This window comes from Synechococcus sp. R5-12, assembly GCF_047502655.1.
GTDB lineage: Bacteria > Cyanobacteriota > Cyanobacteriia > Thermostichales > Thermostichaceae > Thermostichus.
On sequence record NZ_JANSIM010000083.1, the window covers coordinates 18225 to 34339 of the forward strand.

General features: G+C 59.9%; 12 protein-coding genes. 8 read left to right on the top strand and 4 right to left on the bottom strand.

Features of this window, described 5'->3' with window-relative positions; all coding sequences use genetic code 11:
- Window positions 1–20 precede the first annotated feature (20 nt).
- On the bottom strand, window positions 21–1424 hold the full coding sequence (locus NW843_RS04940) for a phosphoglucomutase/phosphomannomutase family protein (protein WP_414522286.1): 1404 nt from the start codon (window positions 1422–1424) through the stop codon (window positions 21–23).
- 246 nt (window positions 1425–1670) lie between these two features.
- On the opposite strand from NW843_RS04940, the gene NW843_RS04945 reads away from it, so the two are divergent.
- On the top strand, window positions 1671–4196 hold the full coding sequence (locus NW843_RS04945; RefSeq protein ID WP_414522287.1) for a DNA gyrase/topoisomerase IV subunit A: 2526 nt from the start codon (window positions 1671–1673) through the stop codon (window positions 4194–4196).
- A 22-nt stretch (window positions 4197–4218) separates the two neighbouring features.
- On the opposite strand, the gene NW843_RS04950 is transcribed toward NW843_RS04945, so the two are convergent.
- Window positions 4219–4728 (bottom strand): hypothetical protein, encoded by a 510-nt coding sequence (locus NW843_RS04950; protein ID WP_414342192.1) that lies wholly within the window; start codon window positions 4726–4728, stop codon window positions 4219–4221.
- A gap of 304 nt (window positions 4729–5032) precedes the next feature.
- Here NW843_RS04950 and NW843_RS04955 point away from each other — a divergent pair, with 304 nt between their 5' ends.
- From NW843_RS04955 to NW843_RS04965, 3 genes are all read left to right on the top strand, one after another.
- On the top strand, window positions 5033–5908 hold the full coding sequence (locus NW843_RS04955) for an SDR family NAD(P)-dependent oxidoreductase (protein ID WP_414522288.1): 876 nt from the start codon (window positions 5033–5035) through the stop codon (window positions 5906–5908).
- Window positions 5909–6062: 154 nt separating this feature from the next.
- Complete coding sequence (ftsH, locus tag NW843_RS04960; RefSeq protein ID WP_414522289.1) at window positions 6063–7985, top strand: ATP-dependent zinc metalloprotease FtsH; 1923 nt, start codon at window positions 6063–6065, stop codon at window positions 7983–7985.
- A gap of 107 nt (window positions 7986–8092) precedes the next feature.
- Window positions 8093–8914: a class I SAM-dependent methyltransferase gene (locus tag NW843_RS04965; protein WP_414522290.1), complete on the top strand. Its 822-nt coding sequence runs from the start codon at window positions 8093–8095 to the stop codon at window positions 8912–8914.
- A 125-nt stretch (window positions 8915–9039) separates the two neighbouring features.
- On the opposite strand, the gene NW843_RS04970 is transcribed toward NW843_RS04965, so the two are convergent.
- Window positions 9040–9723 carry a hypothetical protein gene (locus tag NW843_RS04970; protein ID WP_414522291.1) on the bottom strand — a complete coding sequence of 228 codons (684 nt, stop codon included), beginning with the start codon at window positions 9721–9723 and terminating at the stop codon, window positions 9040–9042.
- A 166-nt stretch (window positions 9724–9889) separates the two neighbouring features.
- The gene (gene dnaA / locus NW843_RS04975; RefSeq protein ID WP_414382552.1) at window positions 9890–11293 is read right to left on the bottom strand and encodes a chromosomal replication initiator protein DnaA; all 1404 of its coding nucleotides are present in this window, start codon (window positions 11291–11293) and stop codon (window positions 9890–9892) included.
- A 226-nt stretch (window positions 11294–11519) separates the two neighbouring features.
- Here dnaA and rpmH point away from each other — a divergent pair, with 226 nt between their 5' ends.
- The 4 genes from rpmH to NW843_RS04995 form a co-directional block, all read left to right on the top strand.
- The gene (rpmH, locus tag NW843_RS04980; RefSeq protein ID WP_011434477.1) at window positions 11520–11660 is read left to right on the top strand and encodes a 50S ribosomal protein L34; all 141 of its coding nucleotides are present in this window, start codon (window positions 11520–11522) and stop codon (window positions 11658–11660) included.
- 93 nt (window positions 11661–11753) lie between these two features.
- Window positions 11754–12155 carry a ribonuclease P protein component gene (rnpA, locus tag NW843_RS04985; RefSeq protein WP_414522292.1) on the top strand — a complete coding sequence of 134 codons (402 nt, stop codon included), beginning with the start codon at window positions 11754–11756 and terminating at the stop codon, window positions 12153–12155.
- An 83-nt stretch (window positions 12156–12238) separates the two neighbouring features.
- Entirely contained in the window at window positions 12239–15799 is a 3561-nt protein-coding gene (gene smc / locus NW843_RS04990; protein WP_414522293.1) for a chromosome segregation protein SMC, read from the top strand.
- Window positions 15800–15887: 88 nt separating this feature from the next.
- Window positions 15888–16115: Uma2 family endonuclease (locus tag NW843_RS04995; RefSeq protein WP_414522294.1), on the top strand; the 228-nt coding region annotated here is incomplete at its 3' end.

Below are 16115 nucleotides of genomic sequence, written 5' to 3' on the forward strand. Positions count from 1 at the left end.
GCAAGGGATCCGCATCAACCTCAATCAACCTGGCCGATCAAGGCGGCTGCCCAATCCAGGAGGGCGTTCACTGCTTCTAGGTCTTTCGCTTCTGAGTACAACCTCAGCAGAGGCTCGGTGCCGCTGCCGCGAATCATCACCCAACTGCCGTCGGCGAGGACGAATTTGTGGCCGTCTTTGTCGAAATGCTTGATCACTTTCTGCCCCAAAATCTCAGCCGGGGGATCCATCTGTAGCCGTTTGAATAACTCAGTTTGTTGATTTTGATCGGCGAGGTGGAGATCGCGGCGCAGGTAAACAGAGGTGAACCCTTCCCGTTCCTGCAAAGCCCGGTAGATGGTGCTGAGATCTTGGCCGGTTTCCGTAACCGCTTCGATGAGATACAGGGCCGAAAGCAGGGCATCCCGCTCGGGAATGTGGCCCAAGTAGCCGATGCCGCCCGATTCTTCTCCGCCCAAGAGCACCTCTGTGCTCATCATGCGCTCGGCGATGTACTTAAAGCCCACCGGCATTTCCGTAACCGGTAGGCCATAGTGCTGTGCAACTTTAACAAACAGCTCGGAGCCGCTGATGGTTTTGACAATCTCGCCCCGCAAGCCGCGTCGCCCGGCCAGGTGGTCGATCAAGATGGGGATCAGGATCTGCGGGCTGAGGAAATGGCCTTGCCCATCGAGAGCCGCAATGCGGTCGGCATCCCCATCAAAGACCAAACCCATTTTCAAGGGGGCGGGATCCGCCGCGATGATCTGAGCAGAAGCCTGCAGGTTTTGGGGCAAGGGCTCGGGGGGAAATCCCCCAAACAAGGGATCCCGATGCGCCTGCAACTCAATGACCTTCTCCCCCAAGAGGCGCTTGAGGCCGCCAGCGCCAGAGCCAAACATGACATCCACCCAGATCTTGGCCGGGGATCCTTTGAGCTTTTCCAGATCCACAAAGCGGCTGAGCTGAGCCAGGTAGCCGGGCCAGGGATCCCAGGTTTCAATAGGAGCCTTTGCGGATCCCAGCGGTTTCAGGTTTTGCATCTCCTGCTCGATGGCGGCGGTAACTTCCGGCGGCACGGATCCACCGAATCCCCCCTTGACCTTGAGGCCGGAATAGTGGGGGGGGTTGTGGCTGGCGGTGATCACCAAAGCGCCGTGGCAGCCCCGCTCCTTGGCACCCCAGCTAAAGGCCGGCGTTGGGGCCACCGTGGTGGAGAGATAGACCGGGATCCCCAGGCGGGCCACCACCTCAGCAGTGTGGGCGGCAAAGCGTTCCGAAAGAAAGCGGTTGTCGTAGCCGACCAGGATCCCTTCGCCGGGGTAGGTGCGGGCCAACACTTGGGCGCTGGCCTGGGCGGCAAGGGCCAAGTTTTGGAAAGTAAAGGCATCGGCAATCACGGCTCGCCAGCCGTCGGTGCCAAAGCGGATGGGAGTGTCGACCATGGGGGGGTTGAGGTGGATGCTGCCGCTTCAAGTCATAGCACGAGGCGGGAGTTGCGGGGTTCGGTCTGCTCTCAATTTCTTCGCTTCTTCTCTATCTCTATTGAGATGGGATGTGAGATGGGATGAGATGGGATCCCTCTCGCGGGGCCCGCAGAAGCGGCTAGATTGACATACCCCCCTGCCCTCAAGGGCAGGGCTTTACGGCGTTTTTTCGGTAACCTGGAAAGCGTTCCGCTCCTTTGTGCCATGACTCAGCAACTGACTCTCAACGGACTGGGATTTGGCTCGGGTGGGGGATCCCGTCTGGGTCGGGTGATTGTAACCGATTTGCAAGGGGAGATGCAGCGCTCCTACCTGGAATACGCCATGAGCGTGATCGTGGGGCGGGCCTTGCCGGATGTGCGGGATGGCCTCAAGCCGGTACACCGCCGCATCCTCTACGCCATGCACGAGCTGGGCCTGACGCCGGATCGCCCCTACCGCAAATGCGCACGGGTGGTGGGGGATGTGCTGGGGAAATATCACCCCCACGGGGATCAGGCAGTTTATGACGCGCTGGTGCGCATGGCACAAGACTTTTCCAGCCGCTATCCCCTGGTGGCGGGACACGGCAACTTCGGCTCTGTGGATGATGACCCACCGGCGGCCATGCGCTACACGGAGTGCCGGCTGGCGGAGCTGAGCCACACAGCGCTTCTGGAGCAGGTGTCGGAAGAGATCGTCGATTTCATGCCCAATTTCGACGGATCCCAGGCGGAGCCCACCGTTCTCCCGGCCCGATTGCCCATTTTGCTGCTCAACGGCTCTTCCGGCATTGCCGTGGGCATGGCCACCAATATCCCACCCCACAACCTGGGGGAAGTGGTGGATGGCCTGTTGGCTTTGATCGACCATCCCGACCTCAGCCCTGAGGAACTGTTGCGGTGGATCCCAGGGCCGGATTTTCCCACCGGCGGCCAAATCTTAGACACCCAAGGGATCCGCGAAGCCTACCTCACCGGGCGCGGTTCCATCACCCTGCGGGGGGTAGCCCGATTTGAGGAGATCCAGCCGGGCAAAGGACGCCACCGGCGGCCTGCTCTAGTCATCAGCGAGTTTCCCTATCAGGTGAACAAAGCCGCCTGGATCGAAAAAGTGGCCGAGCTGGCCAACCAAGACCGCATCAGCGGCATCGCCGATCTGCGGGATGAGTCGGATCGCAGCGGCATTCGCGTGGTGGTGGAGCTGAAGCGAGAGGCCAACCCGCAGGCGGTTTTGCAGCAGTTGTATAAGCTCACCCCTTTGCAAAGCAACTTTGGAGCCATCCTGCTGGCTTTGGTGAACGGGGAACCGCGGCAGCTCAGCCTCAAGGAGATCCTGCAACACTTTTTGCAATTTCGCGAGGCTACCCTCAACCGGATGTTTCGCGCCGAACTGCAGCGGGTGCAGCGCAAAGCGGAAGAGGTGGCAGGGATGTTGCTGGCGCTGGCAGATCTGCAGGGGGTGATCGAGCTGCTGCAGCAAGCCCCCGATGGCGCCACGGCCAAAGCCCAACTGCAAACTCGCCTGGGCTGTACCCCCCAGCAGGCAGAGACGATTTTGGCCATGCCTCTGCGTCGCCTGACGGGATTGGAGCGGGAACGGCTGCACCAGGAACATGCCCAGTTGCAGGCCCGCATCGAAGAACTGCAGGGGCTACTCAGCGACCGCCGCAAGCTCTTGAACTACCTGAAAAAAGAGCTGCGCCACTTGAAGAAAATCTTCGGGGATCCCCGGCGTACCCAGATCCTCTCGGCCTCGGAGCTGGAAGCGGAAGTGGCCCAAATCCCCAGCGGCGAAGAGACGGAAGAGACCCACTTCTTGCTGCAATTCACCCGCAAGGGCTATGTGCGCCGCCTGCCTCTGCCTAGCCGTCGCTCCCGCAGCAACCCCGCGCAACGGGAACTGGGGGAAGATGTGCTGGTCGGCCTGGAATGCGTCACGCTGGAGCAGGAAATCTTGGTGCTCACCGCCGGCGGCAAGGCTTTTACCGTGCCCATCGCAGGGATCCCCCTCAGCACTGGGTCCTCACGGGGGGTGCCTCTGGTTACCCTTCTCCCCAACCCCGAGCCGATGGTTGCCACCTTCACGTTGGATCCGGATCCGGGCAAGGCAAGTTTGGTGGTGCTCAGCCGGCAGGGGCGGATCAAGCGGCTGGCCCTGGCAGAGTTGATGGGCCTTACCCAACGGGGATCCACTGTCCTAAAGCTAAAAGAGGGAGATGAGCTGGGCTGGGCAGCCCTTTGGGATCCCGGCCACCAAGGCTACAGCGTCGCTCTGGCGACTTCAGGGGGACGGGTGCTGCGGCTGGCTGCCGAAGGGATCCCTTTGATGGGTCGAGCGGCTATGGGATCGCCGGCCCTGCGCCTGGGGCGCACCGAACAGATTGCAGGTATGGCGCTGGTGCCCTCCCAAGGGATCCTGGTTCTGGCCAGCCGGTCGGGCTATCTGAAGCGCTTGTCTCTGGAGGAGATCCCCATCTTGGAGCGGAGTCCGGTGGGCGCGCCGGCCTTTCACTTCTCCGACCGAGGGGATGTGCTGGTGGGCTTGGTGGGTCTCCCCCCCGAGCTGGAGAGGCCTTCCCATCTGCAACTGGATGTGATCACGGAGTCTGAACAGGTGTACTCCTTCTCTCCTGCCGAGATCCCGCTGCAAAGCCGCTCCGGGGGCGGATCCCTCCTGGTCAAAGGGGAGCGGGTCAGGGAGTTGCGCCTGTTCTGGCCGCAGTGGCTGCCGGAAGGCGATGTGGGATAGCTCTTGGGGGAGCAGAAGATCCCTAGGACGAAGAGCCTTCCCCAGGCGAGGCCGAATCGGTCGGCGGGGAGCCGGGATCCGTCTCCGGCACTTCGGGATGGCGAACGGGCTTGGGTAGGGTGCCACCTGACCTGATAACCAAACAGCGCACGGTTTGGTGCAGCTCCTCCAGCAAAATGCTGATGGCAGAGCGGAAGTCTCGGTGGTCATCTCGCATTTGCTCCAGCATGGCGCGGATGACTTCCTGACAATCCTTCAGGATGTGCTGCTGCTGGGCAACAATCTGCACCAGTTCGCTTTGTTCCTTGAGCAGCTCCCGCAGACAAGAGCGCAGCTCTTCCACATGGCTCTGCCAAAGGGCCTGTCCTTCCCGCAGCTCCATTACGCTGGTGCGCAAATCGGCGGTCGAGTCTCTCAGGGCTTCGCTGTGGCGGCGCTCGGCTTCCAGTTGCTTTTGCTGCTCCTGCTGCTGTTGGCGCAACTCAGAATTGGCCCGCAAGTTGGCTTCCGCTGCCCTGAGCAATTGAGCCAATCGAACCTCAGTAACAACCCAACGCTCTTCCGGGGAGAGAGATCGACCTCGGCCAACTCGCCTGCAGAAGTACTTCACAGTCGCTGCACCCTATACACAACTCTCTACTTTAAATCAAAGCACCATAGGACTTCAGCCCAAGCAGAGACCTGTCTATCGGGCTTTGTCCCGGCTGTTTTCTGGGTTTACCCAATGTAGCCATGATAGCGGATGCCGAATCCAGAAGTTCGGAAGACGGAGCTGCCCCTCTCCAGGGATCCCAGTCGTTCTTCTAGGATGTTGAAGAGTTTGGATCAAGGAAACCATGCCTTCACTTGCCAATCAAGTGGTGCTGATTACTGGTGCCTCTGCTGGAATTGGGGAAGCAGTCGCTCTGGAGGCGGCCAAACGCGGGGCTCGCTTGGTGCTGGCGGCCCGTCGGGAGGGGCTGCTGCGAAACGTCAAGGACTTGGTGGAGAGTCGGGGAGCGGAGGCGCTGGTGGTGCCCACCGACATGGCCGATACGGCCCAGGTGGAGGCGCTGGCCCAAAAGGCTCTGGATCACTTTGGCCGGGTGGATATCCTGGTGAACAACGCCGGCTATGGCCAGATGGGGCCGGTGGAAGAGGTGGATGTGGCGGCCATGCGGCGCCAGTTTGAGGTGAATGTGTTTGGCCTGCATGCTCTCACCCGTGCCCTCTTGCCCCAAATGCGGGAACGGGGCAGTGGCCGCATCCTCAACCTCAGCTCGGTGGCCGGCCAGATGTCGATGCCCTTCAGCGGCGTTTACAACGCAACCAAGTTTGCTGTCGAAGCCCTCAGCGACGCCCTGCGGGTGGAAGTGGCCCCCTTCGGCATCAAGGTCATCTTGATCGAGCCGGGGCCGGTAGCCACCGAGTTTGGCCGCGTGGCGGAAGAAACCTTTGCTGCCGTTGTCAACCCCAACGGCCCCTACAAGGCGATCTTGGACAAGACCGCCGAGCTGGCCAGCTCGTTCAGCAAAATGGCCTGGCCGGTGGAAAAAGTGGTGGAGCCGATCTTGAGGGCGATGACCGATCCTCACCCTTCCGACCGCTACACCGCTTTCACGGGGGGTAAGGTGGCGTTGGGGCTGATGCGGCTCATGCCCGCTGCTCTGGCTGACTCCATGTGGCGGCGCGTCTATGGGCTGGATGGTCTGGGATCCCCCGGCTCGGCCTAACTGCAGGCTTGTGGCGGGCATCGGATGGGGCAGGGATCCCTACAAGATCTCAAGCCCATTGAGTTCTCCTTGGTGCGGGGGCAGGGTTGTGCCTTCCAGGAGGGACAGGTTAAGTTTGTTAAAGGACTTTTAATAACCGAGCGTTCTCTTCCCTATGAACAAGCCTCTATCTCCCCAGCGCTGGCTGATCGCCCTCCTGCTGGGCTTTTGTCTCTGGCAGGGATCCGGCCTGGTGCTGCAGCCTGCACCCGCCCATGCAGCCTTGGCCTCGGCCCTCACCTACGATCGCTTTTTGCGCTACGTCGAGGAGGGGCGGGTTACGGATGTGCGCCTCACGGACAACAATCTGGTAGCTGAAGTTACGGCTGTGGATCCCCAGACCCAGCATTCCACCCGCTACCGAGTGAACCTGCTGCCCAACACCGTACCGCAACTGGTGGACCGCCTCACCGAGCAGGGGATCGAAGTGGCAGTGGTACCCACCCGCAATGGCAGCGCCTTTTGGGCGCTTCTGGGCAACCTGGTGATCCCGCTGTTGCTGTTGGGAGGGTTGTTCTTTTTCCTGCGGCGTGCCGGTGCTGGAGCGGGCGGCCCTGGGCAGGCAATGAACTTCGGCAAATCGCGGGCCCGCTTTCAAATGGAAGCCAAAACCGGCGTTAAGTTCGACGATGTGGCCGGGATTGAAGAAGCCAAAGAAGAATTGCAAGAGGTGGTTACCTTCTTGAAGAAGCCGGAGCGCTTCACCGCTGTTGGGGCCAAGATCCCCAAAGGCGTGTTGTTGGTGGGGCCGCCGGGGACGGGCAAAACCCTTCTGGCCAAGGCCATTGCCGGCGAGGCAGGAGTGCCTTTCTTTAGCCTGTCCGGCTCTGAGTTTGTGGAAATGTTTGTCGGGGTGGGTGCCTCTCGCGTACGGGATCTCTTCAAGAAGGCCAAGGAGAATGCGCCCTGCATCGTCTTCATCGACGAGATTGACGCGGTGGGCCGGCAGCGGGGGGCCGGCATTGGCGGGGGCAACGACGAACGCGAGCAAACCCTGAACCAGTTGCTCACCGAGATGGACGGCTTTGAGGGCAACACCGGTATTATCGTGATTGCCGCCACCAACCGCCCTGATGTGTTGGATGCGGCTCTCTTGCGTCCGGGCCGCTTCGACCGCCAGATTACGGTGGATCGGCCTAGCTTTAAGGGGCGCTACGAGATCTTGCGGGTGCATGCCCGCAACAAGAAGCTGGCGGAAGAGGTCAGCCTAGAGGCGATTGCCCGCCGTACCCCTGGCTTTGCCGGTGCGGATCTGGCCAACCTGCTCAATGAAGCGGCCATTTTGGCGGCCCGCCGTCAGCGCATGGCCATCACCAACCAAGACATTGACGATGCCATTGACCGCATCACCATTGGCCTGACCAAGCCGCCGCTTCTGGACGGCAAGAGCAAGCGCCTGATCGCCTACCACGAGTGTGGCCATGCCCTGTTGATGACACTTTTGCCCCACGCGGATCCCTTGAACAAGGTGACCATCATCCCCCGTTCCGGCGGCGCAGGTGGCTTTGCCCAGCAACTGCCCAACGAGGAGCAGATCGACTCCGGCATGTACAGCCGCGCTTGGCTGCTGGATCGGGTGGTGGTGGGCTTTGGCGGTCGGGCGGCCGAAGAGATCGTCTTCGGCTACTCGGAAGTGACCACCGGAGCCAGCAACGACCTGCAGCAGAACACGAATCTGGTGCGGCAGATGGTGACCCGCTTTGGCATGTCTGAGCTGGGGCCCTTGATGCTGGATCCCCCCAACAACGAGGTATTCTTGGGCGGCGGCTGGATGAACCGCGTCGAGTACTCGGAGGATGTGGCCGCCAAGATCGACCGCCAGGTGCGGCAGATCCTGGAGAGCTGTTACCAGAAAGCCAAGCAGATTTTGCTGGAGCACCGCCCTCTGCTGGATCGATTGGCCGATACCTTGGTGGAACGGGAAACCCTGGATGGCGACGAATTCCGGGCGATTGTCTCGGAGTATGTGCCCATCCCGGAGAAGGTCGGCCTACCCAGTCCATTCCCGGAAGCGGGACGGAGTCCAAAGCTGGTCTAAGGGATCCCATCTCCATTGCCAGATAGACAACTGGGGGGGTTGTTGGGGCTGGATCCCGGCAGCTGCCCCCTTTTCCTCGCGAGTTTTGGGTTGCGTTGGGCTGTCGCATGCTCTCTTCGCTCTCTGCTTTGCCGGTTCACCTCTATCGCTGCCTGAGCTGCGGTCGGGAAGGGTTGACCCAATCACCAGGGCGGGAACAGGGATCCGCGGCGGATCGGGTTTATTGTCCCAGTTGTGGCCAAATTTACCCCATCACCGCTTCTGGGGCTGTGGATTTTATCGGCAGCTCATCGGACTTGCATCTCACCCCGGCCCAAGCCATTGCCCATCTGCCTGGGTTCGCCTGGGGCTACGATCGCCTCTGGCGGCCCTGGGCTCTGTCGCTACTGACGGGGGAGAGCTTTGGCAGCGAGCGGGAGGGTCAACTGCTGGCCGAGCTGGTGGGGGAGGAAGATCCCATCTTGGATTTGGGCACTGCCGGGGGGTACTGGAGCCGCTTGCTCCTGGCCAAGGATCCACAACGGACGGTGATCGGCCTGGACAATGCAGCAGGGGTATTGGCGGAAGCCGCTCAACAAGCGCAGCCCCACTGGCAGCACTATAGCCTGATGCGGGCTCGGGCTGAACAGCTTCCCCTCGCCTCTGGAACTTTTGGGGCGGTGATCAGTGGGGCCACCTTGAACGAATTGCCTTTGGATCCCTGTTTGCGGGAAATTGCCCGCGTCTTGAAACCGGGAGGGGCCTTTGTCTCGATGCACAGCCAGCAGGTACAGGGATGGGGGCAGATGGTGCAGCAATGGCTGGAAGCCACCGGCCTTCATTTTTTCTCGGAAACCCAGTTGCGCGAGCACCTTCAACAGGTGGGGCTGCAGTTGGAGCGTTATCTCAGCTTGGGTTGGGTGGCCTTTGTGCGGGCGGTGCGCCTCTGATCTTGGCCGGGTTAAGTTGTGCAGTGGCCATCGAGTCGATGTCGGAGCCATTACCCCAATCCAAGTCATGCCGATCCCTGGCTCCCCTCTTCCACCAAGAGAGAGACTAGGAGTGAGGGCGCACTCTATGGGATCCACTCCAGCCCAACGCCAAAGCTAAACTCCCGATCCAGGGTCGAGTTGCGCAGGCTATAGCGAGCAGAAAGACGAAAAGAAGGGCTAATGGCATAGGCAGCGGTGATCTCCGCCAGGGTGGCCTGTCCTTCTTCCGGCTCCTGGGGGGCAACCCAACTGTAGCTACCGGTCAAATCTGCAGCTCCGGGAGCCAAGGCCAAAACGGCAAAAGCCCCATAGCTAACTCCGCTGAGGCTGCGGTTTTTTTGTTCCAAAGCCCGATACCCCAGTTGTGGCGCCAGATTAAAACGGGATCCCAGGGGGGCCAGAAAGTATCGCATCTCCGACCCGTACTGGCGCACTTCGGGATGTTCGGAAGATTGGCGATAGTCACCGCTGAGGGTGAGGCGATCTCCCAGGCGCAAATCCTGCAGGCTGATTCGCCAGTGCGAAGAGGACTCAAAGCCGGCCTGCAAGCGGGTGGGCAAGACGGGCGTGTTGCGGATTTCTTCCAGGAGATGGGGCGGGTTTTGCAGCCAGCGGCGCAACACGGGGCTGCCTTCCAAAAGTTGGCTATCCAAGCCCAAATCCAAAGCGGCTGAGAGCGTGGCTGGCGCCGGATCTGGAATAGGGGCTTGCTGGGAATTGGCCCAAACCGGCCGCTCAGGCACCAGTCCAGCCCAGAGGAGCAGCATACCCAGGGGAAGCCCTTTGCCAGACTGTCTCACCGCCTGCAACCCCATGCATCGCGTCCCTACTGTAGCCGCTTTCCGAGGGATTCTCCACGCAGACGGGCAAGGCTGGAGGTGCTCCACAGCGCGGCAACAACACCTCAAAGACGGCCCAGCGACAACAGAAAGCCTAGCTGCTCCGGCTGTTGGCAACCACCCGCAAGCGCTCGACCAATTTTTGCAGTTGCCGTTCAAACTGCAGACTTTGCCGCTGTAGCTGACTGACTTTCTCACAGCTATAGAGGACGGTGGTGTGATCTTTTCCCCCAAAGTAGTCGCCAATTTTGGGCAGGCTGAGGTTGGTGTAGTGGCGCATCAAGAACATGGCAATTTGCCGTGCTTGGCTGATGTCACGCTTGCGGGAGGATCCCAGTAAACTGTCTCGGTCGATGCCGAATTCTTCACAGACCACATCGGTAATCATGTCGGCGGTGATCTCTTTCGGCTCGCTGGGGGGATTGAGGATGGGCTGAATCGTCTCTACACTCATCGGCAAGCCAGAAATGGAAACATAGGCGACGGCGCGGATCAGGGCACCTTCCAGCTCGCGGATGTTGCTGGTGTAGGTGGTGGCAATGTACTCGATCACGTCGGCGGGCAGGTTCATCCCCTCGTACTCGGCTTTCTTCTTGAGAATGGCCATGCGGGTTTCGATATCGGGCGATTGAATTTCCGCAATCAAACCCATGGAGAAACGAGAACAAAGCCGCTCCTGCAGACGCGGGATCAGATGAGGAGAGCGGTCGGCGGCCAGTACGATCTGTTTGCCGGACTCGTGCAGCGTATTAAAGGTGTGAAAAAACTCCTCTTGGGTGTACTCTTTGCCTTCGATAAATTGAACGTCATCCACCAATAAAATATCCACATCCCGATAGTGCTCCCGGAAAGACTGCATGCTGTCTCGCCGGATGGCATCGATTAAATCGTTGGTAAACCGTTCGGTGGACACGTAGAAGACCTTGGCGCGTGAATTGGCCTCCAGTTGGTAGTGGCCAATGGCCTGCATCAGGTGGGTTTTGCCCAGACCCACCCCACCGCAGAGAAACAGGGGGTTGTAGGCGCGCCCAGGCTTGTCGGCCACAGCCAGAGCTGCAGCGTGAGCCATGCGGTTGTTGGGGCCAACCACAAACCGCGAGAAGGAATACTTGGGGTTGAGATCCGGCGCCCGCATGGGCAGGCTGCCGCCGACTTCCAGTCCTAGGGTGGTGGAGGCAGGTAAGCTGCCGGCTCTGCCCGATGTTGGGGAAATCGCCCTTGAAGGGGGTTCTGCCTCGACAGAAGCGTGGGGGGAAACGGAAAACTCCACCTGCAAAGGGATCCCGGCTACCCGCTGCACCACCTCGGTGATGGTGGAAGCGTAGTGCTTTTGCAGCCAGCCCCGTGCCCATTCGCTGGGGGTACAGATGGTGAGGCGGTTGTCCACCAACGATTCAGCCCGCGCCGTTTTGATCCAAGCCTCGAAGGTTGGGCGGCTGAGCTGCACCTGCAGATGACACAGGGCTTCATCCCAGAGCTGATCCAGGGAAATATCCACACCACACACTCAGAGCGACACAGCAGAAGCCCAGAGGAAACAGCGGCGGCTTCCTCGACAGGAGCTTCGGGATTCCCAATTTAACTGCTCGGCGCGGGGTGGCCAATCTAGCAATTTTCCATTGAGTCTGCTAAGATTAACCACCTGTGATCAGTTGCCAGCAGGCTGAATGGCAGTCTGGTCAGCTCTGGCAAATGATCTTGGATTCATAAGTTGGCTTCTCACCATGACTCAGCGTACCCTTCGTGGCACCAATCGCAGACGCATTCGGGTTTCTGGGTTTCGGGCCAGAATGCGAACGGCAACTGGGCGTCAGGTCTTGCGGCGACGGCGGGCCAAGGGGCGTTATCGCCTGGCGGTTTCCTAAGCCCTTTGGTCAGAGATTTGATTTGTCTTGGTTTTTTGGAGCGTTGCAGCCCAAAACTCGCTGACTTCTGGGGCAGACTCTCCTCGGTGCCCAATGTTGCCGGCTCCTCATCGATTGCGGGATCGACGAGCTTTTCAGGCGCTCTACCAGGGGGGCCAACGTCGTTCCGGTGCAGGCTTGACCCTGCTGTTTCAGCCGATGCCGGTGGGGTGCGAAGGGATCCCTAGCCAAGTGGGACTGGTGATCGGCAGAAAGGTGAGCAAATCTGCCGTAAAGCGGAATCGGCTGCGCCGCCAGTTGCGAGAAATCTTGCGCCCCCTGTGCCCAAACCTGAAACCCGGCTACCGGCTGCTGTTCATCTCCAAGGCAAACCTGCTGACCTACCGATGGCCGGAGCTGAGGGCAGAGGTGCATCGTCTTTTACAAAAGGCCGATCTGCTCGTCGGCACAGATGTAGACTCAACAGGTGCAGACTCAGATGCCAAGCCGTCCTAAGAAACTTGAGCTGCACAGGTTTTTGCTACCCATGCTAGCCTGTTGCCATCATCTGCCGGTGGTCACGCTAGATATGGGGTGTCATGTACGTCAAGCGGATTGAGCTGACCCGATTTAAGTCCTTTGGTAGCACAACCTCGATACCCCTGTTGCCGGGGTTCACGGTCATTTCCGGCCCCAATGGCTCCGGCAAGTCCAACATCCTGGATGGGATCCTGTTTGCGCTGGGTTTATCGTCCTCGCGGGGGATGCGGGCAGAGAGGCTTTTGGATCTGGTGCATTCCGGCAGCCTCAACGGCAATCGGCAGGTGGAAACCCATGTTTCTGTCACCTTTGAGCTGGGGCCGGGAGAAGATGGTCAGCCCAGGGAATGGAAAGTCAGTCGCCGGCTGCGGGTCAAGCCCGGAAAGGCTGAGGAGCTCGCCCGCGATAGCGGGACGGATTCTCTCCCCTACACCAGCACTTTCTACATCAACGATGTGCCCTGTACCCTGAGCGAGCTGCACGAACAACTGGAGGCGATGCACATCTACCCCAACGGCTACAACGTTGTTTTACAAGGGGATGTCACCAGTATCATTTCCATGCACCCCAAGGAACGGCGGCAGATCATCGACGAATTGGCGGGGGTGGCCACCTTCGACCGCAAGATCGCCCAGGCCAACAGCAAGCTGGAGGCGGTACGGGAACAAATTGAGCGCTTTCGGCTCATCGAACAGGAATGGCAAGCTCAAGGAGAGCGGCTGCTCAAAGAGAGCGAAAAGGCCCAACACCATCAGCAACTGCGGCTGCAGTTGCAAACGCTGGAGCAGCAGCAACAGGTGTTGCTTTGGCGGCATTTGCAGGCCCAAGTGGAAGAAACCCAGGCGGCCATTCAGCGGTTTCTGGAAACTCAGGAGCAGGCCACTGCTCAGGTGCGGACCTTGAACGATCATTTGCAACAGGCCGAAGCCGCCCTGACCGAGTTGCAAAGCCGCATCCATGCTCTTGGAGAGGAGGAATACCTGCACCTGCAAGCCCAGATTGCCGCCGCCGAAACACAACGGCAACAGGTCAGCCGACAGATCGCAGCCTGGCAGGAGGAGATCCAGCAAGCGCAGCGCCTACATCAGGAGTGCCAAGCCCAACAGCAGCATCTGCAGGCGGAGCTGGAACACCTGCACAGCCAACAGGAGCAACTGGCCCAAGCCCAGGGATCCCTGCAGGCCCAGGTTCAGAAAGCCCAAATTAGCTTGGAACAGAGCCGCGAACAGCTGCGCGCCCTAGCCCAATCCGCCGATGCCTGGGTGAAACAGCAGCGCTACCTCACCCGCCACATTGAGGAACTCCGCGCTGAACAGGAGCCTCTCCAACAGGAGCAAATTCGCCTGCAAGAGCGACAACGGCAACTGGAACGACAAAGCCAAGAGATCCAGGCGGAGATTGCCCAGATCGAGGCGTGGCTGGGATCCCACCTGGCCCTCACCGCCGAGCTGGAACACACTTGCCGACAGTCGGAAGCTCAGGTTCAAACTTTGGCCCAAGAGCTGGCCCAACTGCAGGCCGGCCTGGAGTTGGATCGCGCCACCCACGAACGCCTGGCCGCCGAGCTGCACGCCAAGCAGCGGCAACTGGACAAATGGGAAACCCGCCGCCAAGTGTTGCAAGAATCCCAGGGATCCCGAGCGACCCAAGCCATCCTGAGTGCCCGTCTGCCGGGGGTTTTGGGGTTGGTGGCCCAGTTGGGGCAGGTGGATCCCCAGTATCAACTGGCCCTGGAGGTTGCAGCAGGCAACCGGCTGCACTTTGTGGTGGTGGAGGATGACACCGTGGCCGTGAGCGCCGTCAACTTTTTGAAACGGGAAAAAGCCGGACGCGCCACCTTTTTGCCCTTGAATAAGCTCCAGCCCACCCGCCCCCCCAGCCCCCTGAAATTGGACGGCCTGATCGACTACGCCATTCGTTTGGTGCGTTTTGAAGAGCGCTACCGGGATGTGTTCGGCTTTGTGTTCGGCTCCACCCTGGTTTTCCAAAGCCTAGAGCTGGCCCAGCCCCACATCGGCAAGCACCGCATGGTTACTCTGGAAGGGGAGCTGTTGGAAACTTCGGGCGCCATGACCGGCGGCAGCGCCCCCCAGCGAGCTGGGATCCACTTTTCTGCCGGCGAACCTTCCGAGGAGGCCGCCTTGCGCTCCCGCTTGGCCGAGCTGGAGGAACTGCTGGCCGCCCTCACCCTGCGCCTACAAGCAGCCCAAGCCCGCGAAAAACAACTGGCCCAAGCCCTGCTCCTGGCTCGCCAAGACGCCCTGCAAGCCCAGCAATATCTGGAGCGGCACCAAGCCGACTGCCAAAAGCAACAGGCCCGCCTGCAACACCTGCAGGGATCCCTGGCGCAACTGCAAGCCGAAAGCCAACAAGCCCAGCAGCGGCTCGACCAGATTCAACTGCGTTGGGATCCCTTGCAACAGCGCCTGGCCGATCTCACCCTCAAGCTCAGCCAACTGGAGGGATCCCCGGTGAACCAGCATTGGCAGCAACTGCAGCAGGCGGTGCAGCAGCAAGAAAGTCGCTTGGCAGAGCTGCAGCAGCAACTGACCCAACTGGAGCGGCAACAGCAGGAGAACTCCGGCCAACAACACCTGAAACAGGCCCAAATCCAGCACCACCAGGAGCGCCTGCAAGAGAGCGAACAGCGCCAAGCCTATCTGCAGGAGCAAATCGTCCAAGCCCAAGCCACCCTTGGCCAAATCCAGCAACACCTTGCCGAGCAACGGCAACAGATGAGCCAGATCGAGGCCCGACTTTCCCACCTGCGCCAAGAGCGAGATCGGCAGGAATTTCAACTGCGGGCTCAACAACAGCAGATCCAACGCCTGGAGTGGGAACGCTACAACGCCCTCACCCAACAACAGGAAAAAGAGGCTCTGCTGGCCCAACTGCAAACCCAACTGCAAGCGGTGGTTCAAGAGCTGCCGGATCCGCTGCCCGACTTGCCCGCCACCCTGACCTTAGACGAGCTGCAGCGGCAAAAACGCAAAATCGAAGAGCAATTGCGATCCCTGGAGCCGGTAAACATGCTGGCCATTGCCGAATACGAACAGACCCAAGCTCGCCTGCGGGATCTCAGCGCCAAACTGGAAACCCTGCACCAAGAGCGCACCGAGTTGTTGCTGCGCATCGAGAACTTTTCCACCCTGCGTCGGCAAGCCTTCTTGGATGCCTTTCATGCCGTCAACGGCCATTTTCAAACCATCTTTGCCCAACTTTCCGATGGGGATGGTCATTTGGAATTGGAAAACCCAGAGGATCCCTTCGCAGGCGGTCTAACCTTGGTGGCCCACCCCAAAGGTAAGCCGGTGCGCCGTCTCAGCGCCATGTCGGGAGGAGAAAAATCCTTGACAGCCCTCAGCTTTATTTTTGCTCTGCAGCGATTCCGCCCTTCCAGCTTTTACGCCTTTGATGAAGTAGATATGTTTTTGGACGGGGCCAATGTGGAAAAATTGGCCAATATGATCTGGCAGCAATCTCGTCAGGCGCAGTTTTTGGTGGTCAGTTTACGCCGCCCCATGATCGAAAAAGCTGAGCACACCATTGGTGTAACCCAGGCCCGCGGTGCATACACTCAGGTGATCGGCCTGACCAAACCCGCCCCTCACCCCAGTTAAGATGTGGCTTGGTTAAGAGCAGAGGGCAAATCCTGAGGTCCCATTAGACTCATTCTAAGAATGGTTTAGGAGTGTCCAAACGCCTGCCATGGTTGCTCTGACTCTGAATCTATCCCCCCTGACAACCCTGAGCCGAGCAGATTTTATTCGGCTTTGTGCCGCCAATCCTGACCTGAAGCTGGAGCGTACCGCTCAAGGAGAATTGGTTATCATGTCTCCAACCGGCGGGGAAACCGGCCACTGGAATGCCGAAATCACCACAGACTTAACCCTTTGGAATCGGCAATCGGGCCGAGGGAAAAGCTTTGATTCTTCC

Excerpts from the sequence above, each read along its gene's own strand:
- rpmH (WP_011434477.1), top strand. The coding sequence starts at position 11,520 with ATGACTCAGCGTACCCTTCGTGGCACCAATCGCAGACGCATTCGGGTT.
- NW843_RS04970 (WP_414522291.1), bottom strand. The coding sequence starts at position 9,723 with ATGCTGCTCCTCTGGGCTGGACTGGTGCCTGAGCGGCCGGTTTGGGCC.
- rnpA (WP_414522292.1), top strand. The coding sequence starts at position 11,754 with ATGTTGCCGGCTCCTCATCGATTGCGGGATCGACGAGCTTTTCAGGCG.
- NW843_RS04945 (WP_414522287.1), top strand. The coding sequence starts at position 1,671 with ATGACTCAGCAACTGACTCTCAACGGACTGGGATTTGGCTCGGGTGGG.
- ftsH (WP_414522289.1), top strand. The coding sequence starts at position 6,063 with ATGAACAAGCCTCTATCTCCCCAGCGCTGGCTGATCGCCCTCCTGCTG.
- NW843_RS04955 (WP_414522288.1), top strand. The coding sequence starts at position 5,033 with ATGCCTTCACTTGCCAATCAAGTGGTGCTGATTACTGGTGCCTCTGCT.
- NW843_RS04940 (WP_414522286.1), bottom strand. The coding sequence starts at position 1,424 with ATGGTCGACACTCCCATCCGCTTTGGCACCGACGGCTGGCGAGCCGTG.
- NW843_RS04965 (WP_414522290.1), top strand. The coding sequence starts at position 8,093 with ATGCTCTCTTCGCTCTCTGCTTTGCCGGTTCACCTCTATCGCTGCCTG.
- smc (WP_414522293.1), top strand. The coding sequence starts at position 12,239 with ATGTACGTCAAGCGGATTGAGCTGACCCGATTTAAGTCCTTTGGTAGC.